Below are 25,023 nucleotides of genomic sequence, written 5' to 3'. Positions count from 1 at the left end.
GCTCCGTGCGGGGCGAGGGGGACCCGATGGCTCTCACAACCGGCGACGCACCCAAGACAGCCATCCTGCCGCTGGGGGCCAGGCTGTCGCGCACGACTATCCGTCTCGCCATCGCGGCACTTCAGCACCGCTATGGGCTGGATGAGCAGGCGGCCTTCGAGGTATTGCGGGACGTCTCGCAGCGTCGCAACGCGAAGCTGCGCGCCGTCGCCTCCGAGTTGCTGTCGCCCGGAGGCGACGGGCGAACGCGGCCCACGGGCCCGCCCCCGCCGTTGCCATTCACGATCGGGGGCCGCGCGTGCTCGAACCGCAGCGAGGTGCTCGCGGAGTTGATGCACGCCGCGCTCACCCGCTGCGGCGCCGAGCGGGCGACCGTTCAGCTGCGCGATCCCCTGCACGGTGGGCTGCAGATCGAAGGCAAGCGGGGTTTCGGTCAGGAGTTCGTCGACGCCTTCAGCTACCTCGACGAACATGGAACGCCGTGTGGGCGCGCGTTCGTCGATGCCCGGCAAGTGGTGGTCGCCGACGTGGACAGCTCGCCGTTGTTCAGCGAATCCGCCCGGGAGATATTGCAGGCGAACGACGTCCGCTCATGCGTGTCCACCCCTATCGTCGACGGCGACGGGAAGGTCCTGGGCATCGTGTCGACCCATCAACGGCGCCGCGATGCCGTCCCGGGCGAGGCCGACCTGCGGCATGTCCGGATGCTGGCCGGCCAGTGCGGTCGCTGGCTGCGGTGGTACGACGAGACGGTGCTGCCTTTGATAGCGGACGAGGTCCATCAGGCCGCGGCCGCCAAAGCCAAGCGCGCCAGCGCCCGGCGGACCCCGGACCGGGTCGACCCGTCGGCCACCGTCGCCGCCGCGGCCCGACTGCTTTCGGACCGCTATGGCGTCGAACCGAGTCACGCCGGCGACGTGCTCGCCTCGCTCGCGGCCCAGCGCGGCATCGCGCTCGAGGAGCTGGCCGCCCAATTGGTCGGTTAGAGCTTGCCGGCGACGAAGTCGGCGGCCTGGTTGGCCATGCCCGCATCGATGTAGGCGCCGGCGAGGTGCTGCGGCCAGTTCTCTTTCCAGGTGTTCGGGTCGGCCGGGTTGCAGATGGGATCCGCACCGTGGCACAACTCGATCGTCCGGTCGTTGTAGATCGGGTTGAAGTTGGTGATCGGACCCACCCACTGGCTTCCGTTGCCGAACAGCGCGACGGCGGCGATGTGCTGATCGATCCCCGGCGGCAGGGGGCTGTCGAATCCGAACGCGCTGATGGGCGCCGCGAGCACCACGTCGGTGACCGCCGCGCCGAGCGAGTACCCGCCCAGCACCAGGCGGGTGTTGGGACAGTCGTTGGCCATGCTCTGGATGTGGCGGCTCATGTCGTTGGCGCCGATGTCGATCTGCGTGTCGGCGGGGTAATTGACGGCGTAGACGCCGATGTTCTTCGACACCTTGGAGCGCAGCGAGCTGATGAACGCGTTGCCGAGCGCCCCTACACCCGGCGATTCGTATCGGCCGCGGGCGAAGACGACCTGCACCGGGGGACAGCTCGCCGCGGCGGCGCGCGGCATCGTGGACGGCAGCGTTGTCAGCCCGGCTGCGATCACTACCACCGCCAAGCCGGCATCAACCCATTTGCGGGCGGACACGCGCACAGCACGATGGTAAAGCGATCGCGACCGGGCCGCTCGCCATTGACCACCCCGAATGGCCGCTGAGGCCGACCGATAGGTTCGGCTGATGAGCCGCGCCGACGTCAGTTCCACCGAGCGCCTGTTCGCGATGGCCGAGCGGGTGCAAGGTTTCATGCCGCCCGACGAGGGGCGCACGCTCTACGACGCCGCGCTGCGGTACCTCAACGGCGGCGTCGGCGTCGAGATCGGCACCTACTGCGGCAAATCCACGCTGTTGCTCGGCGCTGCCGCGCAACACACCGGCGGTGTGCTCTACACGATCGACCATCACCACGGCTCGGAGGAACACCAGCCCGGCTGGGAGTACCACGACGCCTCGTTGGTCGACGACGTCACCGGGCTGTTCGACACGCTGCCCACGTTTCGTCGCACGCTCGACGCCGCGGGCCTCGACGACCACGTCGTGGCCGTCGTGGGCAAGTCACCGGTGGTGGCGCGCGGCTGGCGGACACCGCTGCGGTTCTTGTTCATCGACGGCGGCCACTCGGAGAAGGCCGCGACGGAGGACTTCGACGGCTGGGCGCGGTGGGTGGAGGCCGGCGGGGCGCTGCTCATCCACGACGTGTTCCCGGACCCGCGCGACGGCGGGCGCCCGCCGTACCACATCTATCGCCGCGCGCTGGATTCCGGTCAGTTCCGCGAGGTTTCGGCCACCGGGTCACTGCGGGTGCTCGAACGCACCGGCGGGTGGGCGGGTGATCCCATCACCACCCCGGACCGCTGACCACGCATTCGCAGTCGAAGTCGGTCTGCAGCCCCATCGGCAGCCCGTTCCCCCGGAAAACCCCACTTCCGGCGGTGGTGTCCGACAGCGCGTCGGCGGCCAGGATCATCGCCGCCCCGGTCCAGGTGGTGCGTTCCTCGGGCCAGCGCTTACCGTCGGCGAAAACCAGGCCCGTCCAATAGGACCCGTCCTGCTCGCGCAGGTGCTGCATCGCGGCGAACTGCCGATGCGCGGCCGAACGGTGGCCGATGGCGTCGAGTGCCAGCACCAGTTCGCAGGTTTCGGCGCCGGTGACCCACGGCCGGTCGCCGACGCAGCGAATGCCGAGGCCGCCCACCACGAAGTCGTCCCAGCGCTCCTTGATGCGCGCGGCGGCCGCCGGCCCGCGCAGGGCACCGCCGAGGATGGGGTAGTACCAGTCCATCGAGTAGCGGTCCTTTTCGGTGAACGCCTCCGGATGCGCGGCGATCGCGTGGCCGAGGCGCCCCAGCGCCAGTTCCCACTCCGGCTGCGGTTCGGAGACCAGAGCCGCCAGCGCCAGCGCGCAGCGGATGCTGTGGAACACGCTGGCGCAGCCGGTCAGCAGGGCTTCCGGCAGCGGCCCGTCATCGCTTTGCGCCCAGGCGATTTCGCCGTAGCCGAACTGTAAGTCGATGACGAAATCGATCGCCTTGTGCACCACCGGCCACATCCGGGCCGCGAACGACTTGTCGCCGGTGATCAGGACGTGATGCCACACGCCGGTGGCGATGTATGCGCAGAAGTTGCTGTCGCTGTTGGGATCTTCGACGACCCCGGCGCGCGTTTGCATCGGCCAGGAACCGTCGGGCCGCTGGGTGCGGCGGCTCCATTCGAACGCGGCCCGCGCGGGCTCCAGCAGCCCCGCGGCCGTGAGCGCCATCGCGCATTCCACGTGATCCCATGGGTCGGTATGCCCGCCGGCGAACCAGGGAATGGCACCCGACGGCTCCTGGGCGTCTGCTATCGAGTGCGCGGTTTGCCGGCATTGCTCGGGCGTGAGAACACCCGGAACGGCCGGCGCGCTACCCCGATGCAACTGAATACCCCAGGGCCGCTTCACTTTCCGTCGCAGGCTTTTTGGTGAAATACATGACGACGCTCTTTCCGACGAGCGGATTGAGCAGCGCCTCCGCCAGCTGGGTTACCTTGGGTCGCCGCATCAGATCCCACACCAGCAGCTTGTGGTACACGGCCACCGCGGGATGCTCGGGATTCGACACGCCCACAGCACATTTCAGCCACCAGAACGGGGAGTGCAGCGCGTGCGCGTGATGGGCGTGCATCAGTTCCATTCCGCCGCCGGCGATCCTGTCGCGCAGCTCGCTCGCCCGGTAGATCCGCACGTGGCCGCCCTCGTTGGCATGGTATTCGTCGGACAGCAGCCAGCACACCCGCTCGGGAAGCCAGCGCGGGACGCTGACCGCGAGCGTGCCACCGACTTTGAGCACCCTGACCAGTTCGGCGACGGCGACGCGGTCCTGCGGGATGTGTTCGAGGATTTCGGAGGCGATGACGCAGTCGAACGTCTCGTCGGGGTAGGGCAGGCTCAGCGCATCGCCGAGGACGACCTTCGCCGACGCCGTCGCGGGCGCCTCTCCGGCCTCGGCCATCGCGCGCAGAATGGTGTCGACGGAACGCAATTCGGACGCGTCGCGGTCGAAGGCGACCACGTCGGCGCCGCGCCGGTAGGCCTCGAAGGCGTGCCGGCCCGCCCCGCAGCCGACGTCGATCATCGTGGTGCCCGGCCCGATGCCGAGCCGGTCGAAGTTGACCGTCAGCATCGCGCGATCGCCCGCTCGTAGACCCGCACGGTCTGGGCGGCCACCGCCTCCCAGCTGAACACGCTGACCGCGCGGTCGCGGCCCGCCCTGCCCATGGTGCGGCGCTTTTCCGGCGAGTCGAGCAGCTCGCCCAGCGCGCTGGTCAGCGCGTCGACGTCGGCCGGCGGCACCAGCTCGGCGCAGGCGCCGTCGGTGCCCAGCACCTCGGGCAGGGCGCCGACCCGGCTGGCCACGATCGGTGTCCCGCTCGCCATGGCTTCCACCGCCGGCAGCGAAAACCCTTCGTAGAGAGAGGGAATGCAGGCGACCTCGGCCGAGGCGAACAGGGCGGCGAGCGCCTCGTCGGAGAGTCCGCTGGTGATGTGGACGATATCCGAGATGCCGAGTTCGGCGATGAGTTTGTGGGTGGGGCCGTTGGGTTCGACCTTGGCCACCAGCCGAAGCTCGAGGTCTCGGCGCGTGCGAAGCTTGGCCACCGCGTGCAGCAGCGTGCGGACGCCCTTGAGCGGGGTGTCGGCGCTGGCGATCGCGATGACCCGGCCGGGTTGGCGGGGCTGCGAACCCGGTTGGAAAAGTTCGGTGTTCACCCCCAACGGCACCACGTGGAGTTGCTCGGGGGAGACGCCGAAGTCCGCGACGATGTCGGCGGCCGACGACGACGAGACCGTCAACAGGTCCGGGATCCGGCGCGCCACCTGCTCCTGCATCTTGGAAAACCCATACCAGCGGTGCACCAAGGGTTTACGCCACCACCGCGCGGCCGCCACGTCGAGCACCCGGTCCCGGGTGATGGGATGGTGCACGGTGGCCACCACCGGAAGGCCCGCGTCGGCGATCGCCAGCAGACCGGTTCCCAGGCTCTGGTTGTCGTGCACCAGGTCGAAATCGCTTGCCCGTTCGGCCAGCAGCCGGGCGACGCGCATGGTGAAGGTGCGCGGTTCGGGGAAGCCCGCTGTCCACACCGTCAGGAGTTCCAGCAGGTCGATCGAGTCGCGGATCTCGCTGGGGCGCGGCACCCGGAACGGGTCGGGCTCGCGGTAGAGATCCAGGCTGGGCACCTTGGTCAACCGCACCCGCGGATCGAGCAGCTCCGGATAGGGCTGGCCGGAGAAGACCTCGACGTCGTGGCCGAGCTCGACCAGGCCACGGCTGAGATGGCGCACGTAGACGCCCTGTCCGCCGCAATGGTCCTTACTGCGATAGGACAGCAGGGCAATTCGCATACTCAACTCTTATCCGCCGACGAAAGAACGCGGGCGACCGCCCCCCAATCCATCGCTCTCAACGGACTCCCGAACCCCGCGACAGCAAACTGGACATGTGTCCAGACTATAGTTCGCCGACCTAAATGACGCAACGAGCCCGGACGGCCCCACAACTAGCCCTGATGTGGGGCGACGGCGGACGCATCGCTGTCCCGATGGGCAGCTCTTCGACGGCCCCGCTCCACGGACCGCAGCAGGTTGTCGATGTCGGCGGCGAGGTCGTCGCCGGTGATCGCGACAGCGTGTCGAGTCGCCAGGCCCTTGATCGGTTCGGGCAACAGCGCCGCGGCCGGGACGTCGGCGCCGTCGAGGAGCACCGGGATCACCACGGCTTCCCGGCGTTGCAGGCCCGCCTCGACCTCCCGGCGCACCCAGTCGTTCGGATCGTCGACGCGCCGGGCGCCGGCGCCGGGCTCGAGCCAGTGCGGTCCGATCAGCACGAGCATGACGCTGCAGCCCCTGATCGCACTGGCGATCTGGTCGGGGAAGGTTTCGCCGTATTCGATCGACGACGTGTCCATGAACACGCTGGTGTCTCCATAGCGTCGCGCGAGCTCTCGCCGGATGTCCCGCGCCTGCCAGGTGTTCTGGCCGCGCCGGTAGCTGATGAAGAAGGCGGGGGGGTTCTGCGGCGGCAGGAGGTCCCCGAGCGCCAGTTCGAGTGCCTTCCGCTGCCGCCGCTCCATATATGCGTCGGCGGCGACCATGCCCGCCGTGGCGGCCAGCAGACCGACGATGGGGTAGACGACCGTGACGATCCAGCCCGCGTTGAACGCGAGCTGCGCCCCGAACACGAAGGCGACCAGCAGGACAACCGATCCCGCCAGCGTGTACAGGCTCGGTTTGCGAGCGCCGAGCGCCGCGGGGATCAGGATGAGGGCGAGGACGAGCGCGACGTCCGCCGGCGTCCCCGCCGACTTGAGCGGGAAGCCGGCGAGGACGGTCCACAGCGCGTTGGCGTGGACCTCGACCCCCGGCATCGGAATCGGAGAGACCGAAGTGACGAACACATCCTCGCCGACCGGAAGGGTGACACCGATCAGCACCGCCTTGCCGGTGAACGCGGTCCGCGGGATCGTGCCTGCCAAGACGTCGGAGAACGAGTAGTGCGGGAACGTGCCCGGGGGCCCGCGAAAGTCGATCCAGGCCTCGCCGCCGGGGAAGTCGCCCGGGTTCACCGCCTGTCGGCGATACATCTCGGCGGTGCGCACGGCGAACGTTTGCAGCCGCTCCTGCGCGTACCCCATCCGGCGCAGCACACCGCCGGGGTCCTTGTCGATCGCCACGCTCGCGGCCACCGCTCCCGGCGCGTCGGCCACATCTGCCGGCACCTTGATCGGCCCCTGGGACCCCACGAGGGTGCCCAGGACGACGGGTCCGTCGCGGGAGATGGCGTCCAGCAGGGTCTTATCGTCCGAGGGATCGGACCGCCCGAAGAACTGCGTGTCGATGCCGATGACGCGTGGCGACGCCGCGCGCACACGATCGAGCACCTCGGCATAAGCCGAACGTGGCAGCGGTGGCCGGGTGCCCATCGCCTGCAGCGTGGTCTGATCGATGCCCACGATCACGATGTCGTTACCGGGCGATCTTGTTCCCCGCCATGCGAATCGCTCGTCGACGCTCTGCCGCTCGACATTGTCCAAAACCCCCGCCGCATAGAGAACCAGCACCAGGACCGCGTCGACGGTCGCGACCGCTCCGACGAGCATGCCGCGGCGGGTGGGGCGGAACCTGGACTGCTTCACGTCGTCACGCGGCGACCACCGTCAGACCCCTGACGTCGACCGGCGTGATTCCGCCGACCCACGGCCCACCCGCAGCGGAGGGATCCCAGTGGGCGGTCCCCGGCGATTGGCCGCTGTCGGCGGTCACTTCGAGTGTGGTCGGGCCATGGGAGCGGAGATAGGCGACCGACGGTGCCGGCAGCAATACACCGAGCGTCGACGTCGCGCCCGCGTTCACCAGAAGGTCCGATCGGCCGCGACTGCCGTCGTTGATCGAGTTCAGGTCAACGATAAGCGCACCCCTGCACTGCACCGGCAGATTGCATGTCAAGGTCACGGGTACGTGGCCATCCGCGTCGAGGGTGACGGTTCCGCGGGCCACAATCGTGACTGCCGGCCGACTGGTGCCCCCGGTGCCACCGATTCCGCCGGCGCTCTGGCAATACGTTCCGCACGCGAGGCGAACCTCCGCGCCGGCACTCGCCGGCTGAGCCGGGCTCGAGGAAGCGGGCCCCTGGCCCGCACTGTTAACACCACACGACGCCAGACATCCGGCGGTCACCAGACCAACCGACGCCGCCGTGATCCATCCAATGGCCGGCCGGCGCGAACTCAGGGCCATGAATCACCCTCCACTGGGGGAGCTACCCAACGCGATCGTACCGAGTAAACCCACAGGTGAGTGTGTCCGATTCTCGGTCAGCTCCGGCCTAGGCGAGCCGGCTGGTTGCACCCTTCGCCTCGCCCTCGCGTGCCGCCAGATCTTGGTGTGGGGGCGCGGGCACCGCGGCGACCGGGACCACTTCGACGCCGAAAGCCGCGCAATTCATCCAGGCCGAGCACCGAATCTGACTTTGTTACCATCGCGCCGTGCGATCGGTCTCACGGCGCGACGTCCTCAAATTCGCCGCACCGGTTCTCCTGGGCCTGGGCGCGGCGGCCGCGCCGGACGACGTGGCGCGGGCCGCCGACGTGCGGCTGATCGATTTCGCCGAGAAAAGGATCGCGCCGGACGAGATCAAGGCGGCGGGCTACGGCGGCGTGGTCAACTACGTGTCCGAGTCGCGGCCCGGCGCGAACTTCGAGGCCAAGCCCATCACCCGCCAGTACGCGGACGCGCTGCGGGCGGCGGGCCTTCAGATCGTCAGCAACTTCCAGTACGGCAAACCGGGCTGGCCCGACCCGTCGGATTTCACCCGCGGGTACGACGGCGGCGTGGCCGATGCGCACACCGCCCTGCAATTGCACAACGCGGCAGGGGGGACGGCCTCGGCCCCGATCTTCTTCAGCGTCGACGACAACATCGACGAGAACACGTGGAACGGCCCTGCGGTGCAGTGGTTTCGGGGCATCAACTCGGTGCTGGGCGTGGGCCGCACCGGCGTCTATGGGCATGCCCGCGCCTGCGGGTGGGCGATCCGCGACGGTGTGATAGGGAACTCCAGCACGCCGGGGCACCGGTGGGCGTGGCAAACCAGGTCGTGGTCGAACGGGGAGCGCGAACCGGCGGCGGTGCTCTATCAGGCCGTGGTCAACAGCCCGTCCAACCCGAGTCCGCTGCTGGGCGGGATCAACGTGGACATCGACGACGTGCTCGCGCCCGACTACGGCCAGTGGGACTTCCCGCGCTGAACCCAGACATAAGCGTCTGCGACCGCCGGCGGCGCGTCGTGTGCGTCGTTTACGTGTCGCGGGAACGACCTCTTGACGCACGACGCCCCGCGAACCAGCGGCCCGCGGGGCGTCGCGTCTATCCGGGCGTTACTTGAGGTCGAACCGGTCGGCGTTCATGACCTTGACCCAGGCGGCGACGAAGTCCTCGACGAACTTGCCCTCGTTGTCGTCCTGGGCATAGACCTCGGCCAGCGCACGCAGCACCGAGTTCGACCCGAAGACCAGGTCGTTGGCGGTGGCCGTCCACTTCAGCCGGCCCGACTTGCGGTCGACCACCTCGTAGACGTTCTCCGCCGACTCGGACGTCTTCCACGCGTTGTCCATGTCGACCAGGTTGACGAAGAAGTCGTTCGTCAGGACACCGGGCCGGTCGGTGAACACGCCGTGCTTGCTGCCGCCGTGGTTGGCATTGAGCGCGCGCAGACCCCCGACGAGCACCGTCATCTCCGGACCGGTCACGCCCAGCAAATAGGCCCGCTCGTGCAGCAACTGCTCCAGCGGGGCCTTCTCGCCGGCGCGGATGTAGTTGCGGAACCCGTCGGCCCGCGGTTCGAGAACCGCGAACGACTCGACGTCGGTGTTCTCCTGAGAGGCGTCGGTGCGCCCCGGCGCGAAGTGCACCGAGATCTCGTAGCCGGCGTCCTTGGCCGCCTTCTCGACCGCGGCGGATCCGGCCAGCACGATCAGGTCGGCCAGCGAGATCTTCTTTCCGCCAGACGCCGACGCGTTGAAGTCCTGCTGGATCTTTTCCAGCGCGGGCAACACCTTGTCCAGCTCGGAGGGCTCGTTGACCTCCCAGCTGCGCTGCGGCTCGAGGCGCAGCCGCGCCCCGTTGGCGCCGCCGCGCTTGTCGGTGCGCCGGAAGCTGGACGCCGCGGACCAGGCGGTCTTGACCAGCTGCGGAACCGACAGGCCGGAGTCGAGCACCTTCTTCTTCAGCGCGGCGACGTCGTTGTCGTCGACCAGTTCGTGGTCGACGGCCGGAACCGGGTCCTGCCACAGCTGCGGCTCGGGAACCCACGGCCCCAGATAGCGACTGATCGGCCCCATGTCGCGGTGCAGCAGCTTGTACCAGGCCTTGGCGAACGCCTCGGTCAACTCGTCGGGGTGGTCCAACCAGCGCCGCGTGATGTCCCGATAGATCGGGGACTCGCGCATCGAGATGTCGGTGACCAGCATCGTCGGGGCGCGGCCCGGGCCGCCGAACGGGTCGGGGATGGTGCCCGCACCGGCGCCGTCCTTCGCGACGAACTGCCAGGCATCGCCGGGGCTCTTGGTCAGCTCCCACTCGTAGCCGTACAGGGTCTCCAGGAAGGTGTTGTCCCACTTGGTCGGCGTGGGCGTCCACACCACCTCCAGACCGCTGGTGATGGCGTCCTTGCCCACGCCGGTGCCGTGCGAGCTTTTCCAGCCCAGCCCCTGCTGCTCGATCGGGGCGGCCTCCGGCTCGGGCCCGACCAGGTCGCCGCTGCCGGCGCCGTGCGTCTTGCCGAAGCTGTGCCCGCCGACGATCAGCGCGGCGGTCTCCTCGTCGTTCATCGCCATCCGGCCGAACGTCTCGCGGATGTCGATCGCGGCGGCGATGGGATCGGGCTTGCCCTCAGGGCCTTCGGGGTTCACATAGATCAGGCCCATGGTGGTCGCGCCGTAGGGCTGTGCGAGGTCACGCTTGCCGGAGTAGCGCTTGTCGGTGCCCAACCAGGTGTCCTCTTCGCCCCACAGGATCTCCTCGGGCTCCCAGACGTCCTCGCGGCCGAACGCGAAGCCGAAGGTCTTGAATCCCATCGACTCCAGCGCACAGTTGCCCGCGAAGATGATCAGGTCCGCCCAGGAGATCTTGTTGCCGTACTTCTTCTTGACCGGCCACAGCAGCCGGCGGGCCTTGTCCAGGCTCACGTTGTCCGGCCAGCTGTTGAGCGGCGCGAAGCGCTGCATGCCCTGGCCGCCGCCGCCGCGCCCGTCGAAGATGCGGTAGGTGCCCGCGGCGTGCCAGCTCATCCGGATGAAGAGGCCGCCGTAGTGGCCGTAGTCGGCCGGCCACCAGTCCTGCGAGTTCGTCATCACCGCGATGACGTCCCTCTTGAGCTCCTCGGGATCGAGCTTGGCGAACTCCGCGGCGTAGTCGAAGTCGTCGCCGAGCGGGTTGGCCTGCGGCGAGTGCGGGTGCAGCGTCGACACGTCGATCTGGTCGGGCCACCAGTCCCGGATCGTCAGGGGCGCATGGGCTTTGGGCTCGGGCGCGGGGATTACCGGGTTTTCGCTCTCGGACACAACATTCCTTTCGGGGTTAGGTGAATCGGGCTGTGATCACCGGAGTGATCAAGAATCTGCTGTCGAGCAAGCGGGGCACATGCCCCAGTAGATGACTTCGGCCTCGTCGAGGACGAAACCCTCCAAAGCGTGGTTGTCGTCCGAGGGTGTCAGGCACGGCGCCTCACCGACCGCACAGTCCACGTCGGCGATGACCCCGCAGGAGCGGCACACGACGTGGTGGTGGTTGTCGCCGACTCGCGCCTCGTAGCGGGCGACCATCCCCAGCGGCTGGATCCGGCGAACCAGGCCCACGGCCGTCAGGGCGCTGAGCACGTCGTAGACCGCCTGGCGCGACACGTCGGGCAGATCGTCGCGCACCGCGGTGAAGATCGTGTCGGTGTCGGCATGCGGGTTGGCGTGCACGACCTCGAGCACGGCGAGCCTCGGCCGGGTCACCCGCAGGTCGGCCATCCGCAGCCGGTCCGCGTAACTCGCCGATGAGGACACGTGGTCCATATCACTCTCTAATTTTGAATCAGTCAAGACTTTACAAAAGGAGTGTCGCCGAATAGCCGGTGAACGTTGGCCGCCAACACGCCCAGCGGTGGGCGACGGGCGTTGTGCCCGAGCGCAATTCGACAGCCGGGTCTAGGAGGCCGGCTGCAGGGCGCTGCCCTTGCGCCACTGGTCCCAGTTCAGCGTCCAGTCGCCATTTTGCGCAAGCGTCAACGGCGGTCCGCCGCTGTTGCGGACCTCGACCACGTCACCCGGCACCGAGAAGTCGTAGAACCACTTCGCGTTGTCGGCGTTGAGGTTCAGGCACCCGTGGGAGGTGTCCCGATGGCCCTGCGCCCACACCGTCGCATCGAGCTCGTGCAGGTAGATGCCGTCGGTGCTGATCTTGGTGGCCCAGTTGATGGTCTCGCGATACCCGAGGCGCGAATTCTTGGGCAACCCGAACGTCGAGGAGTCCATCACCACCGGGTTGCCCTTGCCGAGCACGGTGTAGACGCCCGGCGGGGTCCACAACGAGATGGTGTGGCCGGCGACGTCTTCGGTGCCGCCCATCCCCATCGAGGTCGGCATGGTGCGCACCAGCGCCCCGTTGTTGAATACGCTGACCTGGTGGGTGGCGTCGTCGGCGATCGATACGTGCGCGTCGCCGATCCGGAACGACACCCGCGTGTCGTCCTGCCCGAACAGGCCGTCACCCAACGCGATTCCGTAGATCTTGGCCTCGGCGGTGACGGTGGTTCCCGGGGCGTAGTAGTGCTCGGGGCGCCAGTGCGCGTTCTGGCCGTCGACCCAGAACCACGAGCCGGACACCGGCGGGTTGGTCGTCACCTTCAGCTGACGCTCCGCGGCGGCCCGGTCGGCGATCTGCTCGTCGAAGTGCGCGACGACCACGGTTCCGACGCCGTAGGTGCCGCCGTCGTGCAGCGAAGCCTCGGACGTGGAGGTGAACGAGACCTTCGTCTGGTTGGACGGCTTCAGCGTGGAGAACGTCGAAACCTGCGTGGCCGCAGCGCCGTTGGGTCCGCGGCCGTTGACCGTCAGCGTGTAGGTGCGCCCGTACCCGAGCGGAACGGTCGGCTTCCAGACGGTGTTGTCGGGCGTCATCACGCCCTGGACCGATTTGCCGCTCTCGTTGACCATGCTGACGTCGGTCAGCGTCCCGCCGTCGACTTTCACCATGACCGGTGCGAGCGGGTCGACGTCGTGTGCGCCGGTGCCCGGCGTGATCGTTATCTGGGCGGCGGCAGGCGCTTTCGATGCGGCACCGTGGCGCGAGCACGATGCCACCAGGGTCGGGCCGACCACGCCGAGGACCACAAGCAACGCCGACAAGAACCGGCGGGGCCATGGAGCCCAACCCCTGTTTGCGTCGCTTGCGGGCATGAGCATCATGTAGCCCACGGCGTTCGCGGCGAAACGTCAGGCCGTCCGCGGGGGATCATGGCGTCATGGCCGACGACGCACTCGACAGTCTGTACTGGGCGGAGCCCGACGCGTTCACCGCGCTGCGCGCCGAGTTGGTCGCCGAGGCGAAGCGGCAAGGCGACGCGGCGGCCGCCAAACACATCGGGGCGGCGCGCAAACCCACCACGGCGGCCTGGATCGTCAACCGGCTCGCGCTCGACCGGAAGGACACCAAGGCGCGCCTGGCCGACCTGGGTGATCGCCTGCGGGCCGCGCACGCCGAGATGGACGGCGAACGCATCCGCGCCCTGTCGGCCGAGCAGCACAAACTGATCGACGAACTCACCCGGGCCGCGCTGGCAGCGGCCGAGGTGAACCGGCCGTCGGCGTCGGTGCGCGAGGACGTCGCCGGCACGTTGCAGGCCGCGATCGCCGACCCCGACATCACCGAGCGGCTCGGTCGGCTGGCCAAGCCCGAGAGCTGGTCGGGTTTCGGCGTCGGCGAGGCGGCGCCCGCCGAGCGATCAGGCACCGCCGCGGAGCGGCGCCAGGAGAAACTGAAGAAAGGTCTGGCCGACGCCGAGCGGGCCAAGGCAGAGGCCGACGCCACCCTGTCGGAGCGGAAGGCAGACCGCGACGCGGCCCGGCAGCGCCGCGACGAAGCGCGCGCGGTCCTGCGCGACGCCGAACGCCGACTCGACAAAGCCGAAGCCGCCTGTGACGAGGCGCAGCGGGCCGGCCGGGCCGCCGCCGAATCGGTCAAAGAGGCAAAAGCGCAGCTAAAACGGGCGTGACCGCGACCACGCGGGCGGCGGCCAGGTTTTCGCCGGTGATCCGCGGGTATCAGCCCAGCCGTGACTTCTTTATGGTTGGCCGACCGAGCCGAACAGCCTTGGGCTGCAAGCCAGCTTGATGACGGTCCCCGAACCGCCGACGTCATCGTCGTCGGCGCCGGGATCACCGGGCTGACGACCGCCGTCCTGCTGGCCCGCGCCGGCATGGACGTGCTGGTGCTGGAGGCGCGCACCGTCGGTGCCTGCGCCACCGGCAACACCACCGCCAAGATCAGCCTGCTGCAGGGCACCCAGCTGTCGCGGCTCCTGCCCCGGCACGGCCGGGACGTGGCTCGGGCCTACGTCGACGGCAACCGGGAGGGCCAGGAGTGGGTGCTGCAGCACTGCGAGGCGCACGGCATCGCGGTGCAGCGCGAGGACGCCTACACCTATGCCCAGTCCGCGAAGGGCGTCTTGTCCGCCCGCGCCGAGCTGAAGGCCTGCCAGGCGGTCGGCCTGCCCGCGGTGTGGGACGACGACGCGGACGTGCCGTTCCCGTACCACGGCGGCGTGCGGCTGCCCGACCAGGCCCAGTTCGATCCCATGCCGTTCCTCGACTCGCTGGCCACCGAGCTACTCGCGCGCGGTGGACGGCTGGTCGAGCACACCCGGGTCCGGCGGGTGTCCTGGCGCGGCGGGGGCGTGCACGTCGACGACGCCGCGCAGCGCGATGTCGAGCTCGAGGCCGGACAGCTGGTGCTGGCCACCGGAATCCCGATCCTGGACCGCGGCGGCTATTTCGCGCGGGTGAAGCCCAGCCGGTCCTACTGCCTGGCGTTCAAGGTTCCCGGCAACATCACCCGGCCGATGATGATCTCCACCGACTCGCCGACGCGCTCGGTGCGCTACGCGCCCACCGCCGATGGGGAGCGGCTGATCGTGGGCGGGGCCGGCCACACGGTGGGCCGTAAGAAGAGCCCCTCGAAATCCCTGGCGGAACTCTCGGACTGGGCGCGCAAGCATTATCCCGGCGCCGTGCAGACCCACTTCTGGTCGGCGCAGGACTACACGCCCATCGACCACCTGCCGTATGTGGGGCCCATCCTGCCGAACACCGAAACCATCTTCGTCGCAACGGGTTTCAACAAGTGGGGCATGACCAACGGTGTCGCCGCGGCGTTGGCCCTGTCCAGCCGCATCCTGGGCGGACGGATGGACTGGTCCAGGGCGTTCGCCAGTTGGAGCCCCCACGAGCTGTCGGGTCTGCTGACGGCCATGCAGTTCAACGCCGAGGTGGGGTTCGACCTGGCGAAGGGCTGGATCACGCCGGTACTGCGCACCGGGAGTCGCAGCCCCGTCAACGGCGAGGGCGGCGTGGTGAGCGGGCCGCCGTGGCACCTCGAGGCGCGCTGCCGCGTGGACGGCACCGAGCACCGCGTGTCGCCGGTGTGCCCGCACCTGGGCGGGATCGTGAATTGGAACGACGCCGACGAGGCGTGGGAGTGCCCGCTGCACGGCTCGCGGTTCGCGCCGGACGGAACGCTGCTGGAAGGGCCGGCCACCCGCGACCTGACCGCCTAGGTGTCAGACCTGACGCCACGACGGCTGGGCGGGGTCGACCAGCTGCATGTCGACCGGGCCGACCCCGAAAACGGCGATCACGGCCGGGTTGGGCTGATTCGCCGGGACGCCGTCGTAGTGCGGGGTGCGGGCGGTCCGCTTGACGTAACCGCCCGGGCCGACGGGCACCGCGTCCTGAGGCCGAAAGTCATTGCCGCTGTTGACGAACCACGTGCCGAATACGACGACCTGTATCCGGTCTGTGGCATAGGTGTGGGGCGCGCTGAACCATCCCGGATTCCATCTCATCATGACCAGGTAGGGTCCCGGCTGGTTGAAATCCCCGTACAGCATCGCCATCTCGCCGCTGCGGGGCGGCAGGTTGCCCCACGCCTGGAAACCGATCTTGTCGTACGGCAGGACGAAAGTTTCGGCCGGGTCCGGGCCGGTGCCGGGCGGCGGCGACAAATCGATATCCGTCAGGTGCCCCGTGCTGCGCGACTTGTCGCCGGCGGCGACCGCCGCAAGCAGCAATGGCGCCGCCATCAGCAACGAACGCCTGCTCGATTCCAGATCCCGCATCACGCACCCCCAATACCGTGTGCGTCAATGATATTCGAACGATTCAGCCCGATTTCTGGTAGACCAGCCAGCGCAACTCGATCGGTGATTCGTCCCGCTTGACGTCGAAGACGTCGAGGCCGCTGGCCCAGCCCTCGAACCAGCCCGTCGGGGGCCAGGCGCCCTCGGGCAGGTTGGCTTTCTCGTACTCGTAGGCCGAATCGTCGGCGACGAGCGCCAGCGGCAGCTCCGCCCCGGCGCCGGCCACCTCGTCCCGGGTGAAGATCATGGTGTTGCACTGCTGCCCGAGCTCGCGGGCGGTGCTGTCGGGCGTGTAGCCCGGTCGCGCCAGAAAGGCGTTGAAGATCAGGCGTCCGCCGGGGGCCAGGCAGTCGGCGGCCAGTTCGAACAGGCCGCGCAACTCGTGCGTCGTCCGGAAGTCGGGCACCACCTCGGCGAGCACCATCAACTGATACTCGTCATGGACGCCCTCCACGGCCGTGAAGACGTCGCTCTGGATGACGCGCACGCCCAGCGATTCACGTTCGGCCTCCGCGCGCATGAGATCGGCGAACTTCGGCGCCATCTCGACCGCGTCCACGGGGTGGCCGAGCCGGGCCAGGGCCAGCGCGTTGCGGCCCGTTCCGGCGCCGACGTCCAGCACCCGGAACGTCGCGGGGTCGGCCGCCTCACGGGCAAGCGCCACCACGCGTGCGTCGGGCTCGGTGCCGAACAGCGGCGGCGGCCGGGTGGCCACCCAGTTGTCGTAGTCCGCCTCGACCGTCCGCCATTCGGCCTTGACCTGGTAGTTCAGGCCGGTCCCGAAAGGCAGCTGAAACGAGATCGCGATGTCGGAACGCTGGGAGGCCTTGAACGCCTTGGCCAGCTCGCCGTCCAGCACCTTCCTGAGCTGAATCGACTGTTCCGGTGTGTACGGAACGCCCAGGGTGGCACAGAGGTTGGCGCACAACTCGACGTACTCGTCGAGCATGCCCGGGACGGCCGGCACGGTAATCTGGCCCTCGGCCAATGATCGGCGATACATCCGCCTGACCATCGCGTCGCGCAACATCGAGCGATCGAACGATTTGGGGGGTGGCTCGTCCACCAGACTCTTCTACACGACCCGCCCCCCGGGCGCACAGGGACGGGCTCCGACGCCGATCATTCACACGTTTGTTTACCGTGTTAACGGCAACATTCATTTGCCGGACATGTACTACCGACGGAAAGTACTGCGCCGCCCAGCCGCCGAGGCCGTCGATGCGCCGGCGACGTTTGCATCGATCGAAGGGACCGACATGGACTACGCAGCGCTGCCCCCGGAGATCAACTCCGCCCGCATCTACGCCGGCCCCGGGTCCGGGCCGATGCTGGCCGCCGCGACGGCTTGGGACGGGTTGGCCGCCGCGCTGCATTCGGCGGCGAGTTCCTATCAATCGGAGCTCGCGGCGTTGACCGCCGGGCCGTGGCTCGGCCCTTCGGCGGCATCGATGGCCGCCGCGGCTGCCCCCTACGTGGCGTGGACGAGCGTCTCGGCCGCGCAGGCCGAGCAGACCGCCAACCAGGCCAAGGCCGCGGCCGCGGCCTACGAGACGGCGTTCGCCGAGACGGTGCCGCCTCCCGTGGTCGCGGCAAACCGCAGCCTGCTGCTGGCCCTGGTCGCGACGAACATCTTCGGCCAGAACACCCCGGCGATCGCGACGACCGAGGCGCAGTACGCCGAGATGTGGGCCCAGGACGCGGTCGCCATGTACGGCTACGCCGCGGCCTCGGCGCTGGCGACGGCGCTGACGCCGTTCTCGCCGCCGCCGCGGAACACCAACTCGGCCGGGCCGGCCACCCAAGCGGCGGCCGTCGCGGAGGCCACCGGCACCTCCGCGGGCAACGCGCAGGCCGCGGTGTCGAGTGTCCCGCAGGCGATGTCCGCGGTGCCCGGCGCCCTGACCAGCCTCGCGGCGACTCCGGCCCAGGCGACGCCGCTGGACGCGCTCGGCCTGATAAGCGATCTGATTGCGATTTTCCTCGACGCGCCGGCCAGCGTCGCGGGACTTGGTATCGACGCGCCAGGGACGCTCGTGGCTCTTCCCTTCGACGTTGTCGGCGCCCTGACCGGTTTCCACACCGACGACATCGTCAGCGGCTGGGCGGGGATCCAGGCCTGGCCCGGCACGGCGCCGGTGCCGCCCACGCCGTTCCCGGTGATCACCAACCTGGCCGGCGGTTCGGCCGCGACGGCGGGTCTTGCCGAAGCGAAAACGATTGGGGCGCTGTCGGTTCCACCGGCCTGGACCTACGAGACGACGATGATCCGGCCGCTGGCGGTCGCCTTGCCGGCGGCGACCGCGGCCGCCGCGGACGCCTCCGCCGGCAGCGCGGGGAGCCTGTTCAGCCAGATGGCGCTGGCGGGCATGGCCGGGCGTGCGATGGCGGGCACCGGCGGTGCCGGCGGCGGCCCCGGCCGCCGGGAGCGGATCGGGCTGCCCACGACGAGCGGCAAGGCCGACGAGAAGGAGGCGCCGCCGGAGGCTCCGGCCGGGGGCCCGGTCACCAGCATCGCCGCCGAGCTGCGCGAGCTGGCGTCCCTGCGCGATGCGGGAGTGCTCACCGACGAGGAATTCACCGCGCAGAAAAAGCGCCTGCTGGCCCATTGAGCCCGTAGCAAATTGTCGATCAGGGCAATAGTTGCCATTTGACGGCAAATGGCGGCGGGTGGCCGGCCGGTAACCGCGCGTATTCGCTAACGTCGCATTGCCGCCACCGGGTTAACCCGTTGTTGCCACTTCTCCGGCGGCCACGCCGAATATGAGAACCGGCTGTGCGATTTCCGCCCAGGGCGCTTCCGGCGGGGGCGCCCCGACGGCGGATCCCGACCACCACCTTCACGAACGGGTGGCACACGGGCTGGGCGCCGATCGTCGTAACCCCGCAAATCGGCTGCCCCAGGTTTCTTATATTTTTAATATTCGCCCGGCGTGAACACCCATATACTGACGACACCCAGGACGTCGAAGAAAAGAAGGGGCACGAAATGTCTGCACCTCGCTGGCTGACCAAACTGACTATCCCCGTGATGGTTGGCGCCGCGCTGACCGCAAGCACCGCCATTGCGTCGGCCGACGCCACGGACGACGCATACTTCGCCAAACTGAAGAACCTGGGATTCTCGTGGCCCTCGTCGAATGACTCCGACATGATCGCGATGGGGCACGCGGTCTGCGCCGACCGGATGGCCGGCAAGACGCCCGATGCGATCGCCGCCGACTTGCACTCCAGCATGAGTTCGAAGGGCTTCTCGTTCGCGGACATGACCGGCTGGGTCAGCGCGGCGGAGTCGACCTACTGCCCGGGCTAGTCACTTCGCTCCACCCGGCGAACACATACTGTTTCCATCACGGTGTGTGCGATGAGCGCGGGGTGGGGAGGTGCCGATGCGGGTGGAGAGTTTGCGCCGGTACCCGGTGAAGTCCATGCTCGGCGAGAGCGTCGACAGCCTGTTCGTCGACGAGGGCGGCGCCGAGGGCGACCGGCGGCTGGCCCTCATCGACACCGAGACCGGGCACGTGGCGAGCGCCAAACAGGCACGGCTGTGGCGCGGCCTGCTGAAGTGCACCGCCGCAGGCGCCGGGCGGGTGAGCATCCGGCTGCCCGACGGGACGAACGTCGCGTCCGACGACCCCGACATCGACGACGCGCTGTCGAGGTTGCTGGGACGGAAGGTCCGGCTGGTCAGGCAGCGACCGGACGGCGCAACGCTGGAACGCCCGGATCCGGAGAAGCTGCTGGAGTTCGGCTTGGACGCGTCGGACGCCGAGGTCGGCGGCCGGATCCTCGAGATCGCTCAGTCGACCCCGGGTGACTCGTTCACCGACGAGGCCCCGCTGCACGCGATCACGACGGCCACCCTCGACCACATCGGCGTCGAGGCGCTGCGCTACCGGCCGAACCTGGTTATCGCGACGCCACCGGGCTACCCGCCGTATGGCGAAAGCGACTGGATCGGAAAAGAAATCGCGGTCGGGGAGGCGCGGCTGCGCGCCCTGACGTCCACCTCACGGTGCGTGGTGCCCACGCTCGAGCACGGCCCGCTGCCGCGTGCCCCGCAGGCGCTTCGCATCCCCGCGACCGAGAACCGTTGGAACACCGGCGGTCACGGACCGCAGCCGTGCGCGGGCGCCTACCTGCAGGTGCTGGCGCAGGGCGTCATCCGCGTCGGCGACCCCGTCACCGTTGGGACATAGCCGCTTTCAGTCGGTGATCGCGGCGAAGTCCACCCACAGGTGTCGCGGCCCGCGGAACACCTGATTGTGCCGATACGGCGGCGGGTCGACGACCAGCTTCGGAGATTCGACGCGCCGCAGGAAGGCTTCCAGCGCCAGGTTGACCTCCAGACGCGCCAGCGGGCCGCCCATGCAGGTGTGAATGCCGCTGCCCCAACCGAAATGCTCGTTGTCCTCCCGCAGCGGGTCGAAACGATCCGGGTCGTCGAACCGCCGCGGATCCCGATTCGCCGCCGCGTAGACGAGGTGCACCGCCGAGCCGGCCGGGATCACCGTGCCGCCGATCTCGATGTCGGCGGTGGCGCTGCGGCTGGGGAAGAACTGCACCGCCGACTGCAGCCGCTGCACCTCCTCGATGGCGCGCGGGATCAGCTCCGCACGCTGCCGCAGCAGATCCCACGAGCCGGGGTTGCGCAGCAGCGTCATCACGCAGTTGGTGATGGTGTTGACCGTGGAGTCGTGGCCCGCGACCAACAGCAGCATGGCGTTGGACGTCGTCTCCTGCACCGACATCGGGCCGTCGGGCCCGTCGTCGTGCAGCAGCTTGGACAGCAGGCCCTCGCCGGGCGTCTGGGCGTACCTGCCCACCAGGCCACCCAGGTAGTCCTGCAATGCGGCGGTACCGGCGCGGCCCTTTTCGGCCAGCGCCCGGCCCTCTTCGGTGGCGCCCTCGGGGCCGAGGTCGCTGCCCATCATGAAGTCGAAGATCCAGGCGTGAAACATCGGCTCGTCTTCGACGGGCACGCCGAGAATTTTGCAGATGACCGCGACGGGAATCGGGTAGGCGAATTCCTCCACCACGTCCAGGCGGGTCTTGCCGCGGGCCTTGACCTTGTCCAGCATCTCATCGGCGAGCCGGGCGACGAACGGCTCCATGCCCGGGATCAGGTCGGGGGAGTGCGGCGGGCCGAAATGACGCATCACCTGCCGGCGGGCCCGGTCGTGATCGGGCGGATCGGAAACGATGATGCTGGGGGCGCGACCGTAGGCCTGCATGTGTTCGCTTCCGGCGGCGGGCTTTTCGCCGCCCAGCCGCGCCGGGCTTCGGCTGATGTCGGAGCTGATCCGCGGGTCGTGGGCGAGCGCGAGCAGCTCGCGATAACCGGTGACGACGTACGTGTCGTCGGCGACCTTGGCCACGGGCGTCCCGCGCAGCTCGCGGAAGTAGGGATAGGGGTTGGGGCGGTTCTCGAATTTCATCGCCTCGGCCCAGGCGGTTTCGGCATCCATCGTCGGCTCCTCGAGTCAGCGGCCTCTGGGCCGGAACTCGGCGCCGCGGGAGGTGGGATCGTGGCCGGTGAGCACCACGTCGGGCAGGGCGGTCGGCTCGCGGGGGTCGGGGAACCGGGCCGGCATGGGCTCGAAGATGACGGGGCGGTCGTAGCCCGGCGGGGGCGGCGGGAACGGCGCGGACCGCTCGATCAGCGACGCGTAGTACGGCAGCCACTTGCCGTGGTTGAACGTCACCGCCCCGACGATGCGGCCGCGGTGACCGTAGGCGGCCGCGAACCGGCGTTGCGCGGGCGAGCCCTGGGTGAACACGATCTCGTCGCCGAACGAGCACACCCCCACGCTCTTGATGTTGACGCCGAACTGGCCGGACCAGAACGACGGCAGCGGCAGGTGCGGTCGGCGTCCCAGCTCCAGGCTGATCATGTTGTTGGCCGCCACCGCGGCCCCGAAAACCGCGTTGTCCCAATGCTCTTGAGACATGAACTGGTACTCGTACAACACGTGTGGGGCGCGGGCCACGTCGCCGGCGACGAAGATGTTGTCGGTCACCACACCGTTGATGTCGAAGGCGCGGCACCCGGCGTCGCACGCCACCCCCCAGAACCCGCTCGCCAACTGCGCGCCCTCGAGCCATTCCACGTTGCGGATCGAACCCAGGCAGGCCACCACCACATCGACGTCCAGCACGGTGCCGTCGGAGAGCCGGGCCTGGCGGACGTGGCCGTCCGCGTCGCCGTCGAGGCCCTCGACCGCAACCCCGGTCCGCAGGTCGACGCCCGCGTCGATCTGCAGCTGGGCGGCGATGTCCCCGATGACGCCGCCGAGCGCGCCGGACAGGGGCGCCTTGCCGCGCTCGGCCACCGTCACCGGAAGATCGAGATCGCGGCACACGGAGGCGATTTCGGAGCCGACGAACCCCGACCCGACGATGAGCACGCGGCGCGGCCGCTCCCGCAGCGCGGCGGCCAGCTTCGCGGCGTCGTCACACGTGCGCACCGTGAACAGCCCCCGCAGGGCGGCCTCATGCGGGTTGAACCACGGGCGCGCCCTGGTCCCGGTGGCGATCAGCAGGCGGTCGTAGTCCACCGTCTTGCCGTCGGCCAGCAGCACCTGACGATTCGACCGGTCCAGGCCCACCGCCGCCACGCCGAGCCGCCACTGCGCGTCGACGGGACGCAGGCGGGGCAGCTTGGTGTGGTCGGCGGGCACCCAGCCTTTGAGGACCTGCTTGGACAGCGGCGGGCGGTCGTATGGCTCGTGCGGCTCGTCGCCGACGATCGTGAGTGGCCCGCGAAAGCCCTTCTCCCGCAGGGCTTCCGCTGCTCGCAGGCCGGCCAGCGACGCGCCCACGATGACTATGCGGCCCTCGGCCTTGAACGCGTCGACGAGCCGGCCGACGAGCGGAGCGGCCGTCACGCGGTGTCCCGGTCGGCCGGCGGATCGACTTCGAGGATGATGGCCTGCACGGGGCACGACGCCGCCGCACGCAGCACGCGCTGGCGCTGGGAGTCGTCGGGGTTGGGGTCGTAGGCCAGCGCCTCCTCGCCGACCATCTTCAGCACCTCGGGCGCAAGCGGGACGCACTGCGCGTAACCCTGGCACTTGTTGAGATCGACTACCAACCGCATATCCGAGCCTTCCGCCCGCGGGCTACCTGACCCCTCGCGCGCAGATTACTTGGCCGGGGGCGGGCCGCGACAGCGATCGCCGGAATTCGGCCGGCCCGGTGTCCTCAGCCGCCCAGGTTGCGCAGCGCGGTGTCGAGATCCTCGGCCTGCTCGGCCAGCTCACGATCCGACAGCCGCGCGCCGCCCGCCCGCTGCACCACGTCCTGGCGGGTCGCGATCTGCAGGGCGCCGCGGTAACCCGCCGAACTCAGCTCCGCCCGGGTGGCGACCTCGATGCGGCCCTCCAGCGCCACGAGCGCCGCGTCCTCGTCGTGGCAGACCAGCAGCCGCCGGACGTCGTCAGCGGTGATCGTCATGCCCGGCATCTCAGTGCACCCCAACGATTTTCATCACCAGCAGCACCGCCACCGCGATGAACACCACTGCGAAGACGCACACGCCGATGATGGTCAGCACGCCGCTGGGCGGCATCCGCCGGGGCGGTTGAGGCTCGGCCACACCGGAGGTCTGCGGCGCCGCCGGCGGGGTGGTTCCCGGTGCGACGCCACCGCCGGGCTCGAGGCCCGGGGTATGCGTGGGATCGGGGTCGGGGGGTTGCGCGGTCATAGATCCCTTGGCGATACCCGCCGACGCGGTAACCAAACCGACCGAGTCGCGACCTACCTCGCGCCGGCCGCGCGCGCCGGGCTCAACGCCACTTGATGCCGCACCCGATCGACGGCCGCTGGTCGGGGTCGACCGGCCGCCCTGCCAGCACGGCGTCGACGGCCGCCCGCACATCGGCGGCGGTCACCGGCTTGCCGTTACCCGGGCGGGAGTCGTCGAGCTGACCGCGGTAGACGAGCCGGCGCTCGCCGTCGAAGACGAACGTGTCGGGCGTGCACGCCGCCGAGAAGGCGCGCGCGACATCCTGCGTCTCGTCGTACAGGTACGGGAACGTCCAGCCGTGGCCGCGGGCCTCGGCGACCATCTGTTCGGGCCCGTCCTGTGGATAGGTGGCGACGTCGTTGCTCGAGATGCCGACCATCGCGACGCCCCGGTCCGCGAGGTCGCGCCCCAGCGCCGAGAGCCCGGCGGCGACGTGCTTGACGTACGGGCAGTGGTTGCAGATGAAGGTGACGACCAGCGCGGGACCCGTGAGGTCGTCGAGGCTGACGGTGGCGCCGGTGGCCGGGTCGGGCAGCGTGAACGACGGCGCCGGGGTGCCGAGGGCGAGCATGGTGGACTCGATGGCCATACCGGCCAGATTAGCCCGGCGCTACAGCTTGGAGCCCAGCCCCGCGACCAAATTGATGGTGACGGCCAGGACAACCGCGCCCAGCAGGTAGGACAGCAGCGCCTGGCGCAACACCGTCGCGCGGATGGACGTCTGCCCGATCTCGGTATCCGACACCTGGTAGGTCATTCCGACGGTGAAGGCCAGATAGGCGAAGTCCCGGAATCGGGGCAGCTCCGGGTCGTGAAAGTTGATCCCGCCCGGTTCGTCGACGTAGTAGAGCCGCGCGTAGTGCACGGTGAACAGCGTGTGCACCGAGAACCACGACGCCGCGACGGCCGCGATGCCCAGCAGGGCGGCCACGACGGCCTTGCCGCCGGAGTGCGTCCCCGCGGCCACCACGTAGCCGACCCCGGCGAGGCTGGCAACGCTGGCGGACACGATGACCGCGTCGGCGACCCAGCGGGTCGGGTCCTCGCGGGTCACATACGCGCGGGTTTGATCGGCGTCCATTCCGGCGAGGAGCAGCCACGTCCACCCGACGTAGACGCCGGCGGTGACGACCCAGCCGACCAGCGCGAACCGCCAGCCGACCGTGTTGCCCACCACCAGCGCGACCGCGACGCCGAGGAGCACGGCGATGAAAATCCGGACGGCGACGGTGTCGCGGGACAACGCGACGAGGGATCTCACCGTTCCGGCCTAAGCGTCATCGGAAGC

The 25,023-nt window shown here is 69.4% G+C and carries 26 protein-coding genes; 8 read left to right on the top strand and 18 right to left on the bottom strand.

The window, feature by feature from the left end:
- The first annotated feature begins 26 nt into the window (after positions 1 to 26).
- On the top strand, positions 27 to 986 hold the full coding sequence (locus A5696_RS23095) for an ANTAR domain-containing protein (protein ID WP_067883316.1): 960 nt from the start codon (positions 27 to 29) through the stop codon (positions 984 to 986).
- On the opposite strand, the gene A5696_RS23090 is transcribed toward A5696_RS23095, so the two are convergent.
- A complete protein-coding gene (locus A5696_RS23090; protein WP_156738556.1) occupies positions 983 to 1,564 on the bottom strand; it encodes a cutinase family protein in 582 nt (193 codons plus the stop codon). The two genes, A5696_RS23095 and A5696_RS23090, sit on opposite strands and share 4 nt — an antisense overlap.
- A gap of 169 nt (positions 1,565 to 1,733) precedes the next feature.
- Here A5696_RS23090 and A5696_RS23085 point away from each other — a divergent pair, with 169 nt between their 5' ends.
- Positions 1,734 to 2,411 (top strand): class I SAM-dependent methyltransferase, encoded by a 678-nt coding sequence (locus tag A5696_RS23085; protein WP_067883314.1) that lies wholly within the window; start codon positions 1,734 to 1,736, stop codon positions 2,409 to 2,411.
- Here the strand turns inward: A5696_RS23085 and A5696_RS23080 are convergent.
- The 5 genes from A5696_RS23080 to A5696_RS23060 all read right to left on the bottom strand — a co-directional run bounded on the left by A5696_RS23080 (position 2,392) and on the right by A5696_RS23060 (position 7,587).
- A complete protein-coding gene (locus A5696_RS23080; RefSeq protein ID WP_067883313.1) occupies positions 2,392 to 3,468 on the bottom strand; it encodes a prenyltransferase in 1,077 nt (358 codons plus the stop codon). The genes A5696_RS23085 and A5696_RS23080 overlap by 20 nt on opposite strands.
- A complete protein-coding gene (locus A5696_RS23075) occupies positions 3,455 to 4,213 on the bottom strand; it encodes a class I SAM-dependent methyltransferase (RefSeq protein WP_067883312.1) in 759 nt (252 codons plus the stop codon). Before A5696_RS23075 ends, A5696_RS23080 begins: the two co-directional genes overlap by 14 nt.
- Positions 4,207 to 5,436 (bottom strand): glycosyltransferase family 4 protein, encoded by a 1,230-nt coding sequence (locus A5696_RS23070; RefSeq protein ID WP_067883311.1) that lies wholly within the window; start codon positions 5,434 to 5,436, stop codon positions 4,207 to 4,209. The genes A5696_RS23075 and A5696_RS23070 overlap by 7 nt, the downstream gene beginning before the upstream one ends.
- Positions 5,437 to 5,591: 155 nt before the next feature.
- On the bottom strand, positions 5,592 to 7,226 hold the full coding sequence (locus A5696_RS23065) for a CHASE2 domain-containing protein (protein ID WP_067883310.1): 1,635 nt from the start codon (positions 7,224 to 7,226) through the stop codon (positions 5,592 to 5,594).
- Positions 7,227 to 7,230: 4 nt separating this feature from the next.
- On the bottom strand, positions 7,231 to 7,587 hold the full coding sequence (locus A5696_RS23060) for a hypothetical protein (RefSeq protein ID WP_067883309.1): 357 nt from the start codon (positions 7,585 to 7,587) through the stop codon (positions 7,231 to 7,233).
- Between the two features lie 488 nt (positions 7,588 to 8,075).
- Here A5696_RS23060 and A5696_RS23055 point away from each other — a divergent pair, with 488 nt between their 5' ends.
- The gene (locus A5696_RS23055; protein ID WP_067883308.1) at positions 8,076 to 8,837 is read left to right on the top strand and encodes a DUF1906 domain-containing protein; all 762 of its coding nucleotides are present in this window, start codon (positions 8,076 to 8,078) and stop codon (positions 8,835 to 8,837) included.
- Positions 8,838 to 8,966: 129 nt separating this feature from the next.
- Here the strand turns inward: A5696_RS23055 and katG are convergent, their stop codons facing one another.
- From katG to A5696_RS23040, 3 genes are all read right to left on the bottom strand, one after another.
- The gene (katG, locus tag A5696_RS23050) at positions 8,967 to 11,150 is read right to left on the bottom strand and encodes a catalase/peroxidase HPI (protein ID WP_067883307.1); all 2,184 of its coding nucleotides are present in this window, start codon (positions 11,148 to 11,150) and stop codon (positions 8,967 to 8,969) included.
- Between the two features lie 48 nt (positions 11,151 to 11,198).
- On the bottom strand, positions 11,199 to 11,639 hold the full coding sequence (locus tag A5696_RS23045; protein ID WP_197517055.1) for a Fur family transcriptional regulator: 441 nt from the start codon (positions 11,637 to 11,639) through the stop codon (positions 11,199 to 11,201).
- A gap of 141 nt (positions 11,640 to 11,780) precedes the next feature.
- Positions 11,781 to 13,031 (bottom strand): Ig-like domain-containing protein, encoded by a 1,251-nt coding sequence (locus A5696_RS23040; RefSeq protein WP_067883357.1) that lies wholly within the window; start codon positions 13,029 to 13,031, stop codon positions 11,781 to 11,783.
- A gap of 65 nt (positions 13,032 to 13,096) precedes the next feature.
- Here A5696_RS23040 and A5696_RS23035 point away from each other — a divergent pair, with 65 nt between their 5' ends.
- Together A5696_RS23035 and A5696_RS23030 are read left to right on the top strand one after the other, a co-directional pair.
- A complete protein-coding gene (locus tag A5696_RS23035) occupies positions 13,097 to 13,846 on the top strand; it encodes a hypothetical protein (RefSeq protein ID WP_067883306.1) in 750 nt (249 codons plus the stop codon).
- A 60-nt stretch (positions 13,847 to 13,906) separates the two neighbouring features.
- The gene (locus A5696_RS23030; RefSeq protein WP_067883305.1) at positions 13,907 to 15,406 is read left to right on the top strand and encodes an FAD-dependent oxidoreductase; all 1,500 of its coding nucleotides are present in this window, start codon (positions 13,907 to 13,909) and stop codon (positions 15,404 to 15,406) included.
- Between the two features lie 3 nt (positions 15,407 to 15,409).
- Here the strand turns inward: A5696_RS23030 and A5696_RS23025 are convergent, their stop codons facing one another.
- Together A5696_RS23025 and A5696_RS23020 are read right to left on the bottom strand one after the other, a co-directional pair.
- Positions 15,410 to 15,967 carry a tat pathway signal sequence gene (locus A5696_RS23025; protein WP_067883304.1) on the bottom strand — a complete coding sequence of 186 codons (558 nt, stop codon included), beginning with the start codon at positions 15,965 to 15,967 and terminating at the stop codon, positions 15,410 to 15,412.
- 43 nt (positions 15,968 to 16,010) lie between these two features.
- A complete protein-coding gene (locus A5696_RS23020) occupies positions 16,011 to 17,054 on the bottom strand; it encodes a bifunctional 2-polyprenyl-6-hydroxyphenol methylase/3-demethylubiquinol 3-O-methyltransferase UbiG (protein WP_067883303.1) in 1,044 nt (347 codons plus the stop codon).
- Between the two features lie 193 nt (positions 17,055 to 17,247).
- Between A5696_RS23020 and A5696_RS23015 the strand changes: the two genes are divergently transcribed.
- From A5696_RS23015 to A5696_RS23005, 3 genes are all read left to right on the top strand, one after another.
- Positions 17,248 to 18,600 (top strand): PPE domain-containing protein, encoded by a 1,353-nt coding sequence (locus A5696_RS23015; protein WP_067883356.1) that lies wholly within the window; start codon positions 17,248 to 17,250, stop codon positions 18,598 to 18,600.
- Between the two features lie 377 nt (positions 18,601 to 18,977).
- A complete protein-coding gene (locus A5696_RS23010; protein WP_067883302.1) occupies positions 18,978 to 19,301 on the top strand; it encodes a DUF732 domain-containing protein in 324 nt (107 codons plus the stop codon).
- Positions 19,302 to 19,377: 76 nt separating this feature from the next.
- Positions 19,378 to 20,187 carry an MOSC domain-containing protein gene (locus tag A5696_RS23005; RefSeq protein WP_067883301.1) on the top strand — a complete coding sequence of 270 codons (810 nt, stop codon included), beginning with the start codon at positions 19,378 to 19,380 and terminating at the stop codon, positions 20,185 to 20,187.
- 6 nt (positions 20,188 to 20,193) lie between these two features.
- On the opposite strand, the gene A5696_RS23000 is transcribed toward A5696_RS23005, so the two are convergent.
- The 7 genes from A5696_RS23000 to A5696_RS22970 form a co-directional block, all read right to left on the bottom strand.
- Positions 20,194 to 21,456, bottom strand: a complete 1,263-nt coding sequence (locus tag A5696_RS23000) for a cytochrome P450 (RefSeq protein WP_067883300.1) — start codon at positions 21,454 to 21,456, stop codon at positions 20,194 to 20,196.
- A gap of 15 nt (positions 21,457 to 21,471) precedes the next feature.
- The gene (locus A5696_RS22995) at positions 21,472 to 22,875 is read right to left on the bottom strand and encodes an NAD(P)/FAD-dependent oxidoreductase (protein WP_067883299.1); all 1,404 of its coding nucleotides are present in this window, start codon (positions 22,873 to 22,875) and stop codon (positions 21,472 to 21,474) included.
- The gene (locus A5696_RS22990; RefSeq protein ID WP_067883298.1) at positions 22,872 to 23,087 is read right to left on the bottom strand and encodes a ferredoxin; all 216 of its coding nucleotides are present in this window, start codon (positions 23,085 to 23,087) and stop codon (positions 22,872 to 22,874) included. The genes A5696_RS22995 and A5696_RS22990 overlap by 4 nt, the downstream gene beginning before the upstream one ends.
- Positions 23,088 to 23,191: 104 nt before the next feature.
- The gene (locus A5696_RS22985) at positions 23,192 to 23,443 is read right to left on the bottom strand and encodes a hypothetical protein (RefSeq protein WP_067883355.1); all 252 of its coding nucleotides are present in this window, start codon (positions 23,441 to 23,443) and stop codon (positions 23,192 to 23,194) included.
- A gap of 10 nt (positions 23,444 to 23,453) precedes the next feature.
- The gene (locus A5696_RS22980; RefSeq protein WP_067883297.1) at positions 23,454 to 23,693 is read right to left on the bottom strand and encodes a DUF6480 family protein; all 240 of its coding nucleotides are present in this window, start codon (positions 23,691 to 23,693) and stop codon (positions 23,454 to 23,456) included.
- Between the two features lie 82 nt (positions 23,694 to 23,775).
- Entirely contained in the window at positions 23,776 to 24,324 is a 549-nt protein-coding gene (locus tag A5696_RS22975) for a thioredoxin family protein (RefSeq protein ID WP_067883296.1), read from the bottom strand.
- A gap of 21 nt (positions 24,325 to 24,345) precedes the next feature.
- Positions 24,346 to 24,996 (bottom strand): DUF1345 domain-containing protein, encoded by a 651-nt coding sequence (locus tag A5696_RS22970; RefSeq protein ID WP_067883295.1) that lies wholly within the window; start codon positions 24,994 to 24,996, stop codon positions 24,346 to 24,348.
- Positions 24,997 to 25,023 lie beyond the last annotated feature (27 nt).

It is taken from the genome of Mycobacterium sp. E2699 (assembly GCF_001666745.1).
In the GTDB taxonomy this organism is placed as follows: domain Bacteria; phylum Actinomycetota; class Actinomycetes; order Mycobacteriales; family Mycobacteriaceae; genus Mycobacterium.
This window is presented reverse-complemented; position numbering and strand designations above follow the sequence as displayed.